Origin of the sequence: Methanobrevibacter sp. (assembly GCF_045114555.1) — an archaeon.
In the GTDB taxonomy this organism is placed as follows: Archaea; Methanobacteriota; Methanobacteria; order Methanobacteriales; family Methanobacteriaceae; genus Methanobrevibacter.
This window is the reverse complement of record NZ_JBGUKT010000015.1, coordinates 1-13,980: the sequence shown is the minus strand read 5'-3', so window position 1 is coordinate 13,980 and position 13,980 is coordinate 1. Positions and strand designations below refer to the sequence as shown.

Here is a 13,980-nt window from a genome sequence, read left to right as displayed (position 1 = left end):
GCAATTACACAAATCCCGCATCCTAAACAATTATCTTGATTTACTTTAAGTTCCATCTAATCACCTAATCTTTAATAGCATCTAAAGCATCTTTCCAAGTAGTAGAGTTAATAGGAGTGTGGTCAACTTCAGTTCTTAATACGGTAATTGCATCGTTAGGACATGCTTTAGCACATGCTTTACATTTTACACAGTAGTCGTTGTTTGCAATTACGTGTTCCATTCTGGAACCCGGACCTGAAGATACTGGGAATGCTAAAGCATTACATTGACATATATCTACACAAGCTCCACAAGCTTGACATTTTTCATCATCAACTTCAATAGAACCTTCGAATGGTTTTTTAACTTTTGCTGCATCGGTAGGACAGACTCCTTCACACCATCCACAGTATACACAGAGTTCTGGGTCGATGACTGAGTTTCCTTTAACGACAGCTTTTGCAGGGTCTAAATCATATTCTCCGTAGTTACATGCTCTACAAATAGCTTTGATAGCGTTGGTAGGACAAGCTTTTTTACATACAAGACAGTAAACACATTTGTCTTTGTCAATAACAATGGATTCTTCACCAGTTACTTGATCTACGACAATTGCTTCTGCAGGACATAATTCTTGACATACACCACAGTAAATACATTCTTCTTCATCTACATTGATTTCACCAGTTACTAAATCAGCACGGTCTGGTAAAACTCTTTCAATAACGATTGCATCACGAGGACATGCGGTTTCACATCTTTTACAGTAGATACATTCATCGTCATCGATTTCAGAGAAAGCGTTATAATGAGGATATGCTTCAATTTCTTTGATTGGAGTACCGTCAATAGTTAATACTAATGCATCAACAGGACATAATCCACTGCACATACCACATAATACACATTTGTTTTCATCAATGCTTATTCTTTGGATATCTGGAGCTTCTTTGATATTTTGACTAATCTTGTCATGTCCGCTGAAGTAAGTTTCAAAACCTACACGAGCGTCAATAGCAATTGCATTTAAGGTAATTGCTTCAACAGGACAGGTAGACTCACAAATACCACAACCAAGACAAACCTGATCATTGAAAGACAAGCTTCTAACTTCGTCTGCTGACCTGGTAATGTCAAAGTTATTGTCTTTTACCTCTTTTAAATTTCTAATCATATTAAATCTCCAAAATTTTTATCGAATTAGTTGGGCATTCATCAATACATAACTGACACCCACAACATTGTATGGAGTCTGCATGTGCCTTCAATGACTCTAACTTAATAGCTTTCATTGAACATGCATTTACACATAAGCCGCAACCAATACAAGAATCTTCTACATTTACTTCGAAATTCCTTTCTTGGCAAATATTCACAATTTTTCGACTCTGTTCTGGTTCATCAAATATAGCCTCAGTCATTTTCAAGAAATCTCTAGGAGAAAGTTCGGTGATAGTTCTTGCAACATCAATAGAATTCCATGACAGGTTGCTGCCATTCAAATAATGTGATATTGTCGACCTATCAACACCTAACTCGTTAGCAATTGCTTGGTGACTTTCGCCAGCATCCTTCAACTTGACCGCAGCCAAATATTTCAAACCAGATGCAATATGTTTCGGCATTTGAACCACCATGTGTAATGATTACACATATGTTTTCTTATATAAATATATTTGCTTATTAGAATTAAGTCGAAAGACTTATATATTACTGTGTAGTTACTACACAAAATTTTTTTTAAAAATTAACCATAATACTTTAAAATAAAAAACAATAACAAAAATTATAATATGATTTAAAATAAACTATAATAAAATATTAAATTTAATATAAGAAATGAACATTCCTTTAAAGTATAAAAAATTGAAAAAATACGTCAAAATTTGTATTACTTTCATTGATAAAAAGTATTATGAAAACTGCAAAAATTAAGAAAAATTTTTAGGCATACCTAAAATGTGTAGTAACTACACATAAAACATTTAGAAATTTTTAATTAATACTTATAATATATTATTAATGGGGATTACAAAATGAAAATAGTGTCTATTGTCGGAAGAAAAAATACCGGAAAAACTTCACTGACAGTAAAAGTCATTGAAGAGCTTACAAGAAGAGGGTATAATGTAGCATCCATTAAACATTCACATCATTCCATTGAAATGGATAAGGAAAATACCGATACCTGGAAGCATAAACAGGCCGGTGCCAATTTAGTTGTTGGTGTTGGCTCAACAACCTTTTTCAATGCACGACAGGAAATGGATTTGAACAGGATACTATTTTTAATAAAGCATATAGGCAACTTTGATTTTGTAGTTATTGAAGGATATAAAAGCTACAACTATCCGAAAATCATCACTTCCCCTAATGTTAGGGACGAATATACCATCTGCGAAGTGGATTCATTCACTATTGATGAGAATGGCGTGAGTGAACTAGCCGACCTAATTGAGCAAAGAGGCCATGACATCGTGGACACTTTATTTGCCAATAACTGCGGATACAATGATGGAGAAATTATTGCCTCAAAAATAAGGGAAGGCAGTTTAACTGTTGATGATTTGGACAAAACTCACAGTTACCTGTCCATTGACGGAAATGTAGTTGGTTTAAACAGATTCGTTAGCGATTATCTGAAGCAGAATGTTTTGGGAGTTATAAATACATTGAACCTGAAAGATTTTGGAGTGGATACCATTGGAAAGGTTGAACTGATAATCCCTGATGCAAATAGCAGACAGAAACCAAAAGAATGCCTAACAGAAATTGAAATCAACAATAATCCTTTAATAATAAATTCATTTACAAATGACATTGTTACAAACTCAATAAAAGCAATGATCAATTCCCTTAAAACCGATGAAGATGTTGAAAAAATAGAAATAACAATTTCAGATATCAATCCTGATGATTTATCCCAATCAAACATTGGGGTTAAAATAAATGACGGTAACCTGAAAATAAATGATTTTACTCAAGGAATTTTAAAAGAAACAATATATGCAATAATCAACACCTTGAAAGTCAATGATGAAATTGAAGAAATAAAAATAAAAGTGGAAGAATGATAAAATGTTAGAAAACGTAGTTAAGGACCAGTATGAAAGACCTATTCTTTCACTAAGAATCACAATAACAAACAGATGCAATGAAAACTGTATTTACTGCCATCATGACGGAATGGTTTCATCCAAAAATGAAATGACACCCGATGAACTTTACACCATTTCAAAAATAGCCAAAAAAATTGGAGTGAGAAAAATCAGGCTTTCCGGTGGAGATCCTTTGGTTAGAAAGGACATTGTTGAGATTGTTGAAAAAATAGCAAGCCTTGATTTTAAGGACATTTCACTGACAACCAATGGAGTATTGCTTGAAAAATATGCTCAAGGTCTGAAGGATGCGGGTCTGGACAGAGTCAATGTCAGTCTTGATACCCTCAATAGGGACACCTACAAATTCGTGACAAACAAGGACTATCTGGAAAAGGCCAAGGCAGGAATCCTGAAAGCTGTAGAAGTCGGACTTTACCCTGTTAAAATAAACATGGTGGTAATGAAGGACATCAACACTGATGAAATAAAGGACATGTTCTATTTCTGCAAGGAGCACGGAATTATCCTTCAGCTGATTGAACTGATTGAAAGTGAAAACTGTGATGACGACAAGTTCAGTGCCGAATATCACTATTCGTTAGATTCTTTAGAAAATAAGTTGGCTGATATAGCTGATAAGGTAAGAGAACGTAAGTTTATGCAAGGGCGTAAAAAATATTACATTAACGGTGGAGAAATCGAGATAGTAAAGCCTGTTGATAACTCTAAATTTTGCGCAAATTGCTCCAGATTAAGGATAACTCCTGATGGAAAAATAAAACCATGTCTTTTAAGAAATGATAATCTTGTTGAGTTGATTTCACACGTGAGAAATGGTGAAAGCGAAGAGGAGCTTGAAAAGATTTTCATAAACGGCATCAACAAACGTGAACCGTTCAACACCTAATTTTTTTATATTTTTTAATGAATTATATAACATTGTTATGTAAATTGGGATAAAAAAAAGAAAAAATCGGTATAAGGAAAAGTCCTTATAACCATTTAGCTTTGGATACGTGGTCAGTGAATGGAAGTGGGTCGTCACTACCCATACCTGGGATGTATCCGTAGATTTCTCTAACTTTGTTGTTTACAGTACTCCATACTTTAGCTACAGGGATTTCACATGGACATACTTCGGAACATTGTCCACAGTTGGTACATGCGTCAACCATGTGTACTAAACGTGTTAAGTGGAAGAATGGAGCAGCAGGAGTGTATCCACCAGGTACCCATTCAGGACCTTCGGTTTCAAGACAGCAGTCTTCACAGAAACATAATGGACATGCTTCACGACAGCCGTAACATTTCATACAGGATGAGAATTCGTCCTTATATGCTGCAAGTACATCGAGAATGTCTCCGGTGTTTCCAGCAAAGTCTTTTTCTTTTTGTGCGTTTGCTTGTTTTACCATGATGTTGTCAATGTTTTGACGGATTTCAATTCCTTTTGGTATAGGGTCTGCGATTTCAATCAAGTCAGCGTCAACAACAGTTTGTAAGATTTCTGCACCTTTTTCAGAGCATACTTCTACAAAAGTAGCTTTACCAGCTAACTCGCCGATAACTCCCCAGTTACCTAATGCTAAATCAGCATTTCTAGGAATGTTCATGTCACATCTTTGACAGTTTTCTCTTCTACCCATTCCTTCGTCTTCGAGCTCATCGATTTTAATTGCTTTTTCGCCTTCAGCGGTTTCCATAATGAGCTTACCTTTTGAGATTTCTTCTTTGATAATGTCTTTAGGGTCTAATTCGTAGACATCTTCAATCATTCTCATGGTTGGTATAGGAGGCATGGTTCCTCCACAGTTTACACCAATGAGGATAACATTATCTTCGATAACCTTGTCTTTTCTCATTAATTCTCTGAGGGTCATTGCATCACATGGTTTGCAGGTAACTGCAATCTTCATGTCTCTTGCTCCGTCTAAGTACTTGGAGACGAATTTTGCTAAGTTCAAAGTACCACAGTGAAGGGATCCTGCAGATTTGATTACATCTTCAGGTTCGGTAATGAGAACAGGGACAGCGTCGTATAAATCCCAACCTTCTTCTACAGCTACTACAGCATCAACAATACCTTCTTCTAAAAGTTTTTTCATGATAGTAGTAACTGCTCCACCATACTCACCTTTTTCTTTGATTTCTTCATCTTTGGAGTATGCATAAAACATATCATTAACTTCAATAGCCATCTAAATCACCCAATCTATTTACCTTCAATTTTTTCAACGTTAATAGCACAAGCTTTTAACTCTACCATTTTACATTTAGGGTCGAAAGAATCGGAGTTGGTTAACATGTTAGCTGCACATTCGCTGAAGTGCATAGGAATGTTTACGATACCTGGTTTGATGTCATCGGTAACGTGTGCAGTAATTTCGATTTCTCCTCTTCTGGAGTAAGCTCTTACCATTTCGTTAGGAAGAATTCCTCTTGCTTTAGCATCTTCGGTGTTAATTTCTATAAATCCAGTTTTTACTTCGTTATCCAAGGTTTCACATCTTCTGGTCATAGCAGCGTGATAGTGGAATAAGATACGGGTAGTAGTTAAGATTAAAGGATATTCTTCATCAGGAACTTCTACAGGACCTCTGTGTTCTAATGCTTGGAATACTCCAAGACCATCAGGGTGAGCGAACTTGTCTTTGTGCATTAATGGTTCGCATGGGTCTTCTGGATCGAGACAAGGCCAGTGTACACCTTCAGGCATTAATAATCTTTCGTGGGTAATACCGTAGTAGGATGGTGCGAGGGATCTGATTTCTTCCCAGATTTCAGCAGCGTTTTCATAGTGGAATAATTCTCTAGGTCTGCCCATTCTGACAGCGATTTCCTCCATGATCTTCCAGTCTACCATTGCTCCTTCAGGAGGTTCTTGAGCTTTGCGTAACCATTGTACTCTTCTTTCACCGCTGGTGAAGGTACCTTCTTGTTCACCCCATCCAGCTGCAGGAAGTACTACGTCAGCTTCAGCTGCAGTATCGGTCATGAATAATTCTTGAACGATTAACATGTCAAGGTTTGCAATAGCTTCTTTGGTGTGCTTGATGTCTGCATCGGAAAGAACAGGGTCTTCACCGTGGATGTATAATACTTTCAAGTCACCGGAGTGAGCTGCATTCATCATTTCAACCAGGGTTAAACCAGGAGTGGTTGGAAGATCCATTTGATATGCTTCTGAGAACTTCTTGGTGATTTCAGGGTTTGCAACTTTCTGGTATCCGACATAATCGGAAGGTAATGCACCCATATCACAAGCACCTTGTACGTTGTTCTGTCCTCTTAATGGGTTTACACCTGCTCCTAATTTACCAACGTTACCGGTGAGCATTGCCAGGTTAGCAGTGGACATAACGTTGTCTGCACCGTGGGAGTGTTCGGTAATACCTAAAGAGTATACAATAGCTGCGTTTTCTGCTTTAGCATATTCTAAAGCTGCTCTTTCGATTAATTCAGGGTCAGCTTCAGTGATTTCAGCTACTCTGTCAAGGTCGTATTTCATTACGGTTTCTTTTAATTCTTCGTATCCTTTGGTTCTGTTTGCAATGAACTCATCGTCTTGTAAATCGTTTTCGATGATGATTTTCATCATACCGTTCATTAAAGCTACGTCAGTACCTGTTTTGAATTGTAAGTATACGTCAGCTAATTTTGCAGTAGGAGTGTATCTAGGATCTGCTACAACAACGAATGCACCGTTTTTCTTAGCACGGATCATTTTACGTCCGAATAATGGGTGAGCTTCCATGTTGTTGGAACCGATACAGAAGATGAAGTCTGCTTGTTCGAGACTGTCGTAACCGTTGGTACTTGCACCTGAACCGAAGGTGGTTGCGAGACCTGCTACAGTAGGACCGTGACAGATACGTGCACAGTGGTCTACGTTTTGAGTTCCGCATCCAGCTCTTGCGAGTTTCTGGGTTATGTAAATGTTTTCGTTAGGGGATCTAGCACATGCATAGAAACCTACTTTATTAGGGTCTTCGTCACTTACTTCTTTGAGCTTGTTAGCAACGAGGTCTAATGCTTCATCCCAGGATGCTTCTCTGAATTCTCCGTCTTCTTTGATTAACGGGGTGGTTAATCTGTCTGGGTGGTTAATGAATTGATATCCAAAGTTACCTTTTGGACATACTTTACCCCAGTTTACAGGGTGTCTTTTCCAAGGTTCTACACCTACGATTTTGCCGTCTTTGACTACAAAGTTGAGTCCGCAACCAGTACCACAGTATGGGCAAATAGTAGGCACATATTTAATTTCAACCATTTTATAATCTCCATTAATAAAATCAAGGTTTTTAAATTTATAAAACAAATAAACGCATTTATAAATTAAATTAAATTTTCTATAAAATAATTTATTGTAATTTTATAAGCATGAAAAATTATTTTCGAACAAAATAGATATTATCATTGAAATTATAAGCCTAATTAATCGAATCTATTCCGGTTAAAAATACAATAAATACAAGATTGGAGCTTGTTGTAAAAACAACAAGTTCAATCTTAATCGATTTAATTGATTTAATTATCAATTATGTTTTTGACTAAATTATCAAAACAAAAGTTTTGATTGCAAAACAGGGTTTTGCTTTAATTTGAATAAAAAATTAAATAATGAAATATTTAATTTATTTGGGTTTGCATCTTACTAATAAATAATATTAATAAGCCTAGTCGCGTAAGTATACGAACCAGTATGCCATAGCAACGAAGACTGCTCCTCCAACAATGTTACCTAAGGTTACAGGAATCAAGTTGTTGATGAAGAATTGTGCCCAGGTTACTTCAGCACCTAAGAATATACCTAATGGTATGAAGAACATGTTAGCGACACTGTGCTCAAATCCAATACATACGAAAGCCATGATTGGGAACCAGATACCTACAATCTTGGAAATGATGTCATCAGCAGCGTTAGCTAAGTATACAGCACAACATACCAACCAGTTACAACCGATTGCTCTAGTGAAAGCTTGTACCCAAGTTAATGATTTGGTAGCTTCAGCACCGAATGCTGCTCCACCTAATGCTTTGGTGTTTGCAATGGTGATTGCACCTTTAGCAAATGCTTCACCGGTCATGATTCCGGTTAAGTAAGCAAGTACGAATGCAACGAAAATACCACCGATTAAGTTGAATACCCAACTTCCGATCCAGTTCTTGAGTAATCCCATGATATCAGTTTTACCATCGAGAAGACCCATAGTCATAAACATAACGTCACCAGTGAATAATTCAGATCCACAGATAACTACTAAAATTAAACCAACAGGGAACACTGCCCCGAATATAAATTTGGAAATACCAATTGGTACGCCTGCTGCTACAACACCGGTGTTTGCTACTTCAGCAAGTAAACCACCGAATGCGATATATGCACCAGCCAGGAAACCTAAAATTGCAAGGTTTAAAATTGGCATTTCACCTTTTGCAGTTGCTGCTGAAGCTACAGCTTTTGCAGTGTCTGCAGGACTTTTAAAACTCATATATCTCAACCTCTTTTTAGTATATTATCCCATATAATTCTTACAATACTCCCCTAGTTTTTTAAAATCTTGCAGTTAAAATTGAATGCAATGATAAACTAACAAGACAAAGAGTAAAAAAAACTATCTATAAGAGAGCATTATTTATAATTATTTATCATTCATATAAAAAGGCTTTGCTATTAAGTTCAAAAGAAAAGATTTATATAGTATATTTATTCATTTTTTCAAAAGTAAAAATATTTCATAACGAAAAAAATTTAAATATTATTAAACATTGTTCAATTTAATTCTAATTTTTAGAATAAAATACCATAAAAAGATATTAAAAAAATAATTTATATAATTAAAAAATAAGATATTTAAAGCGAAATGAATATAAATTCATATAAAATAAAATATTTAAATTAAATTTTAAAAAAAATAATTGTTTTTAGACATTATATTAGAAAAATAAGAAAAAATATATTAATATTATCTATTTTTCATATCGTAAAAACAGCTAATTTTTTAAAAAAAATTTTGTAGTGCCTAAATACGAAATGAAAAAGAATATTTTTTTCAAAAATTTCAAAAAAACAATCCTTAATATAGTTGATAAATGAGAAATTAAGCATGAAAATACGAAATGAAAAATATTATAAAAACGAATGAAAACTCTATTGAAATTCCTTGAATTTAATGAAATAAATATGAAAATATGAAAATATGAAAATTTTAAACCATTATTAATCATGATTAATCATGGTAAATTAAAAAATCGTCTACATTTTTTAAAAATATTAGATAAAAAAATGAATGAGGTAGTTCCTAGAGAAAATCATGAAAATAAAATCTGAAAAAATCACAGCATCTCAATGAAAGAATAGAAAAAGTAAAAAAATAGATACAACTCAAAAATTAATATACTTTAAATAAAAAAATAAAATATTTTTTAGAATTCACCCCTGAACCATCACCAGCTTGCCCGTATCTGGATCCCTATAAACCTTACCTACTTCTGAGTAACCGGATTGTTCAAGAGAAGAGCCCGCAGTAGAATTGCTTGTAAAGGTTTCTCCAGTGCTTACATCAGAAGCAGCCTGCTGAGCTTGGGATTCCTGTGTTTTAGCCATCATGTCAGGATTAACTTGAAGAGCCATAATAGCAAATATCAAAAATCCCAATGCCAATACCAGCATTGCATCTGAAAGGTTTGAAATTCCAGACATGGGATCTTCATCGCCATCATCACTAAAACGTTTTCTTTTTCTCAACATAAACAACACTCATAAAATAATAATTTTCAATATCTTAAAGAACATAATTATTTTATAACATTCGCTAGAAGAATATCAATACCCCTTAAAAATCACCAATTTTCTCCAAAATAGCCTCTGCAACAGTTTCAGTAGTGGTCAAGTCACTTTCATACCATTGCTTTCTGTATTTGGAAATAACATAGCCTATTGCACCAATGGTCAAACCAGTGACAGTTGTATCAAAAGCAATTGTCAATGACTGGGCCAAAGTGGTAATATCACCGGTTCCTAAAGCAGAAAGTCCAGGACCTAATGGTATTAAAGTACCCAGCAAACCGAATATAGGTCCAAGTCTTACTAAAAGATCTGTTTTTGAAGTAACTTTAAGCAAATTGCTTTCCTCTTCTTCAATCAATTTGCTTGCAAATGCCTTTCTTGCCTCCGGACCCAGATTGTAATTGTTTACAATCTTTTCAAGAATAATTTTCTGCTCCTCATATAATCCGCTTGAATTGACAATGCCCTTTAATTCTTCAGGACTATTGGATTTGGCAATATCCTGCAATAATGCTTCCAAACCATCGGATTTCAATGGTTTTTTGGTAAACCATTCATTTAAAAATCCTCCAAGACTTAGAATTGCATAAATCAAGAATATAACCAAAATAACTACAACAGGCGCAAGCAGACTTTCTGAAATAATATGTATAAATGAAGTTAAAATTCCTGTACCTTGAAGTATCATACTCTCCCACCAAACATAATTAAAATAAAATATGAATTATTAAATAATAAATTAAAATAATTATTTTCTTTTAAAAATTATTTTAAGAACTCTCTAGTCATTTTATTTTAAAAATTTTTTAATTATTTTCTTTTTAATCGTTTTAAAATCCAATCCCCATATAATACTCCTAAAACCACAATCATGATGATTGCAATTATCATATACATCAGCTGATAAGTAGGAGTCAGTATGAGGAAAGATTTGAAAATCGAATAATCCAATTCTCTAACAGTACTAAAAGTCAATGCTAACATCAGTAAAAATATGAACTCTACAAACATATATTCACCAATTACTGCATAGTAAGGTCTTTTAGCTTTATTGAATATTTTAGAAATTTTATAAACTAAAAACATTACTGCTATGGATAAAATAGCTAATTCAAATGAATTTAAAACTAAGTTATCAGATTTCAAGCATAAAGACAAAGCAGATATTGACAACAATGAAGAAAGGACAGTTCCATAAAATACGGCTTTATCATTATCAATATTGAAATTCCGTCCCAGGCTGACATGGCGTATGGCCAATATCAGAATTAATAAACTTACAAATCCTAAAATACAAGGCATGAATGGAATAAGATATTCACTCAAGTTTAAATAAGGAAGAATGAATGATAAAACAAATACTATCGCTGCATAAGTTACTGCCAATATAATAAATTTATTTTTATTAAAATCGGATTTTCTTACTAAAAATGCAATATTTGTACAAAAAAGTAAAATAAAAACAATTAAGTATTCAAAAATCAAATCCATCATAGCATATCACATTTTAGTTTAATTACTAATATATTTTATAATGTGATTATATAAACATATCGAATAAATAAAAAGTATAAAAAATTGAAAAATAATGGAAAAAATAAAAAACTAGAATGAACTAAATTAATAAAAAAACAAAGATAATGAAAATGAACTAATTGAATAAAAAATTAATATAATACTAAGGGATGAATCAAGTTAATAAAAAATTAATATAATACAAGGAATGAATCAAGTTAATAAAAAATCAACTTAATTCATTTATTAAAATTTCTTATTTGACAACCACTTTGCCTTTTGCAACAACTGCTTTAAAAGTATCATCTCCTCTAAATTTGGCAGTGAATTTATAAGTTTTCTTTTTATTTAATTTAACTTTTACTGTAGCTATGCCTTTTGAATTGGTCTTTGCAGCATAAGTCTTTCCATTGACCTTGAAACTTATTTTCTTACCAGTTACTTCCTTGCCTTTAGGGCTTAAGAGCTTGGCGGTTAAAGTCTTTTTAGTATAAGAACGCTTGTATGTCTTACTGGTAACTTTTAATTTAGCTTTAACAGGAGTTACCTTGATTCTGGATGATTTAAATGACGCATCATAATTTCCATCCCCTAAGAAACAAGCTACAATATCATAAGTTCCCTTTTTAGCCAAATTGATTTGCAGTTTCACATAGCCGTTTTTATCAGTGGTCTTGTAGTAGGTTTTTCCATTGAAGTTAATGATAATCTGTTTATTAGCCAAAGCCTTGGAATTTGAATCAGTTAATCTGAATGAGAAGTATTTGCCGATTTTTCCATCTTTGCTGTAAACAGATGTTGTAGTCATATCACTGGATGCAATTGCAGATTTGTCTCTTGACATTGTTTTATTGGATTCTTCATGCTCTTTATTTGAATCGGAAGCATTTACAACCTTAAGATTAATCCAAAAAGCAGGATATATGTACTCGCCGTTTGACTTGATTAATTTCATTTCCAGGAAATCATCCGCACTATAGAGATTGGCACCCCAGTAATTATTCTCAATACTGCCATTTGTAAAGATGAGTGCTTCATATAAAGACCCTGAAGAGGAGTACAAAGAGAAATTGTTTATTTCAAGAGTGCATTCCTCCAAAGTTGAATCCTTAACTGTTTTAAGGAATTGATTTAAAGTCTCATTTTCAATGATTGAAACTGACCTTTCCAGCATGGATGAGGAAATTTGAATATTGGATCCCAGATAATAAATGGTGCTGTTTCCATAGTTATTCAAAAAGCTGGTATTGGAAACAGACATGTTTTCAACGAATTTACTGGCAAAAATAGCTCCACCATATGCATTATGCTGCATGATTACCCCTATTAAGCCTAAAGCAACATTGTTTTCAAATCGGGAATTGCTTATTTCAAGATTATAAACATTCTGACCCAGATAAATCGCCCCGGCATCTCCAACTGCATAATTATTGATAAAACTTGAATTATTTATTGAGCAATTACTAGATGCCTTGAAGTATAATGCACCTCCATATGTATGTGCCATGCAGTTTTCAAACCGGCAATTGTCAATTCTTCCCCTGCTTCCAACCAGATAAACAGCCCCTCCATAACCTTCAGCTAAAAAGGTCTGCTCTTCACCATGCAATGTCCATGCAAATTTTGATATGGCAGAATTATTGATGAAAACGGAATTTAAAATAGAATTATCTGAGCCTTTCATCCAAATTGCTCCTCCAGAAGAAGCTGTTTCATAATTATAGCCGGTGTTATTTATAAATGTGCAATTATCTATGAGGGCATTGCTAGCTATCAAATAAATGGCTGGCCCATCGGTATGGTGACAGCTGGACTTATTGGCAATGTTATTTAAAAATCTTGAGTTTAGGACTTTTACATCATCCCCGAAACAACTTAATGCTGACCCCAGCTCTCCATTGATTGAGTTTTCAAAACTGCAATTGTCAAGGGTTACATTTTTGCCTCCAATATTAACTGAAATGCCGGAAGAATTGACAAATCTAATATTTCTAATTACTGCATTGGAAGCATTTATTTCCAATATCTGAGTTAGAAATTTACCATCGAGTGTGGCTCCGGATGATGCGCCTTCGATAGAGAGAGTCTTATTTAGAACAATTTTAGAATCGCCGGAGAAAGTTCCACTCAATAGGATAGTATCATTTTCACTTGATTGATCTATTAAATTTTGTATGTCCTTGAAATCTTTTCCATTTGAGCCAAGCATTTCTTCATTTGTACTTATATCCAAATTGGATGTTGAACTAAGAGACAATTCAGAAGATTGTGAATCTTGAGTCAGAACACATCCACTGCCTGCCTTATTGCATGAGTTCAAATCATTAGCAGAACCAAAATCGTAATCTGAAATTTCATTATTCCCAGCAATAGCAGTGCCATCATAAGTCATGTCGATAAAATTATCAGAATTATTTGAAGCCGAAACTAGGCCTAAACTTAGCATTAAAATAAAAATTAATGAAATTGATAATATAACTCTATTAAAATCTTTTTTCATAATTATTCTACCCAAAAAATTTTGTTTAAATAATATTAGATATATTAAAAACGATATATAAAGTTTAGTTAATCGTGAAAAATAAAATA

At 33.8% G+C, this 13,980-nt stretch carries 12 protein-coding genes; 2 read left to right on the top strand and 10 right to left on the bottom strand.

Annotation, left to right across the window (positions count from 1 at the left end; translation table 11 throughout):
• From ACJMLB_RS02840 to ACJMLB_RS02830, 3 genes are all read right to left on the bottom strand, one after another.
• A partial coding sequence (locus tag ACJMLB_RS02840; RefSeq protein ID WP_405323476.1) for a 4Fe-4S binding protein occupies positions 1-56 on the bottom strand: 56 nt, incomplete at its 3' end.
• Positions 57-64: 8 nt separating this feature from the next.
• On the bottom strand, positions 65-1,156 hold the full coding sequence (gene fwdF, locus ACJMLB_RS02835) for a tungsten-dependent formylmethanofuran dehydrogenase subunit FwdF (protein ID WP_405323474.1): 1,092 nt from the start codon (positions 1,154-1,156) through the stop codon (positions 65-67).
• 1 nt (position 1,157) lies between these two features.
• Entirely contained in the window at positions 1,158-1,619 is a 462-nt protein-coding gene (locus tag ACJMLB_RS02830) for a 4Fe-4S binding protein (RefSeq protein WP_295611852.1), read from the bottom strand.
• Between the two features lie 399 nt (positions 1,620-2,018).
• On the opposite strand from ACJMLB_RS02830, the gene mobB reads away from it, so the two are divergent.
• Positions 2,019-3,056, top strand: a complete 1,038-nt coding sequence (mobB, locus tag ACJMLB_RS02825) for a molybdopterin-guanine dinucleotide biosynthesis protein B (protein ID WP_405323471.1) — start codon at positions 2,019-2,021, stop codon at positions 3,054-3,056.
• 4 nt (positions 3,057-3,060) lie between these two features.
• Positions 3,061-3,990, top strand: coding sequence for a GTP 3',8-cyclase MoaA (gene moaA / locus ACJMLB_RS02820; protein ID WP_405323468.1), 930 nt, complete (start codon positions 3,061-3,063; stop codon positions 3,988-3,990).
• Between the two features lie 85 nt (positions 3,991-4,075).
• On the opposite strand, the gene ACJMLB_RS02815 is transcribed toward moaA, so the two are convergent.
• From ACJMLB_RS02815 to ACJMLB_RS02785, 7 genes are all read right to left on the bottom strand, one after another.
• Positions 4,076-5,281 carry a Coenzyme F420 hydrogenase/dehydrogenase, beta subunit C-terminal domain gene (locus tag ACJMLB_RS02815; protein WP_405323465.1) on the bottom strand — a complete coding sequence of 402 codons (1,206 nt, stop codon included), beginning with the start codon at positions 5,279-5,281 and terminating at the stop codon, positions 4,076-4,078.
• A gap of 14 nt (positions 5,282-5,295) precedes the next feature.
• On the bottom strand, positions 5,296-7,356 hold the full coding sequence (gene fdhF / locus ACJMLB_RS02810; RefSeq protein ID WP_405323463.1) for a formate dehydrogenase subunit alpha: 2,061 nt from the start codon (positions 7,354-7,356) through the stop codon (positions 5,296-5,298).
• 406 nt (positions 7,357-7,762) lie between these two features.
• Positions 7,763-8,578 carry a formate/nitrite transporter family protein gene (locus ACJMLB_RS02805; RefSeq protein ID WP_405323460.1) on the bottom strand — a complete coding sequence of 272 codons (816 nt, stop codon included), beginning with the start codon at positions 8,576-8,578 and terminating at the stop codon, positions 7,763-7,765.
• 941 nt (positions 8,579-9,519) lie between these two features.
• The gene (locus ACJMLB_RS02800; RefSeq protein ID WP_405323457.1) at positions 9,520-9,837 is read right to left on the bottom strand and encodes a DUF2149 domain-containing protein; all 318 of its coding nucleotides are present in this window, start codon (positions 9,835-9,837) and stop codon (positions 9,520-9,522) included.
• Between the two features lie 85 nt (positions 9,838-9,922).
• The gene (locus ACJMLB_RS02795; protein ID WP_405323455.1) at positions 9,923-10,564 is read right to left on the bottom strand and encodes a MotA/TolQ/ExbB proton channel family protein; all 642 of its coding nucleotides are present in this window, start codon (positions 10,562-10,564) and stop codon (positions 9,923-9,925) included.
• 122 nt (positions 10,565-10,686) lie between these two features.
• Entirely contained in the window at positions 10,687-11,262 is a 576-nt protein-coding gene (locus ACJMLB_RS02790; RefSeq protein WP_405323452.1) for a hypothetical protein, read from the bottom strand.
• Between the two features lie 385 nt (positions 11,263-11,647).
• Positions 11,648-13,837 carry a right-handed parallel beta-helix repeat-containing protein gene (locus tag ACJMLB_RS02785; RefSeq protein ID WP_405323450.1) on the bottom strand — a complete coding sequence of 730 codons (2,190 nt, stop codon included), beginning with the start codon at positions 13,835-13,837 and terminating at the stop codon, positions 11,648-11,650.
• Between the last annotated feature and the right edge of the window lie 143 nt (positions 13,838-13,980).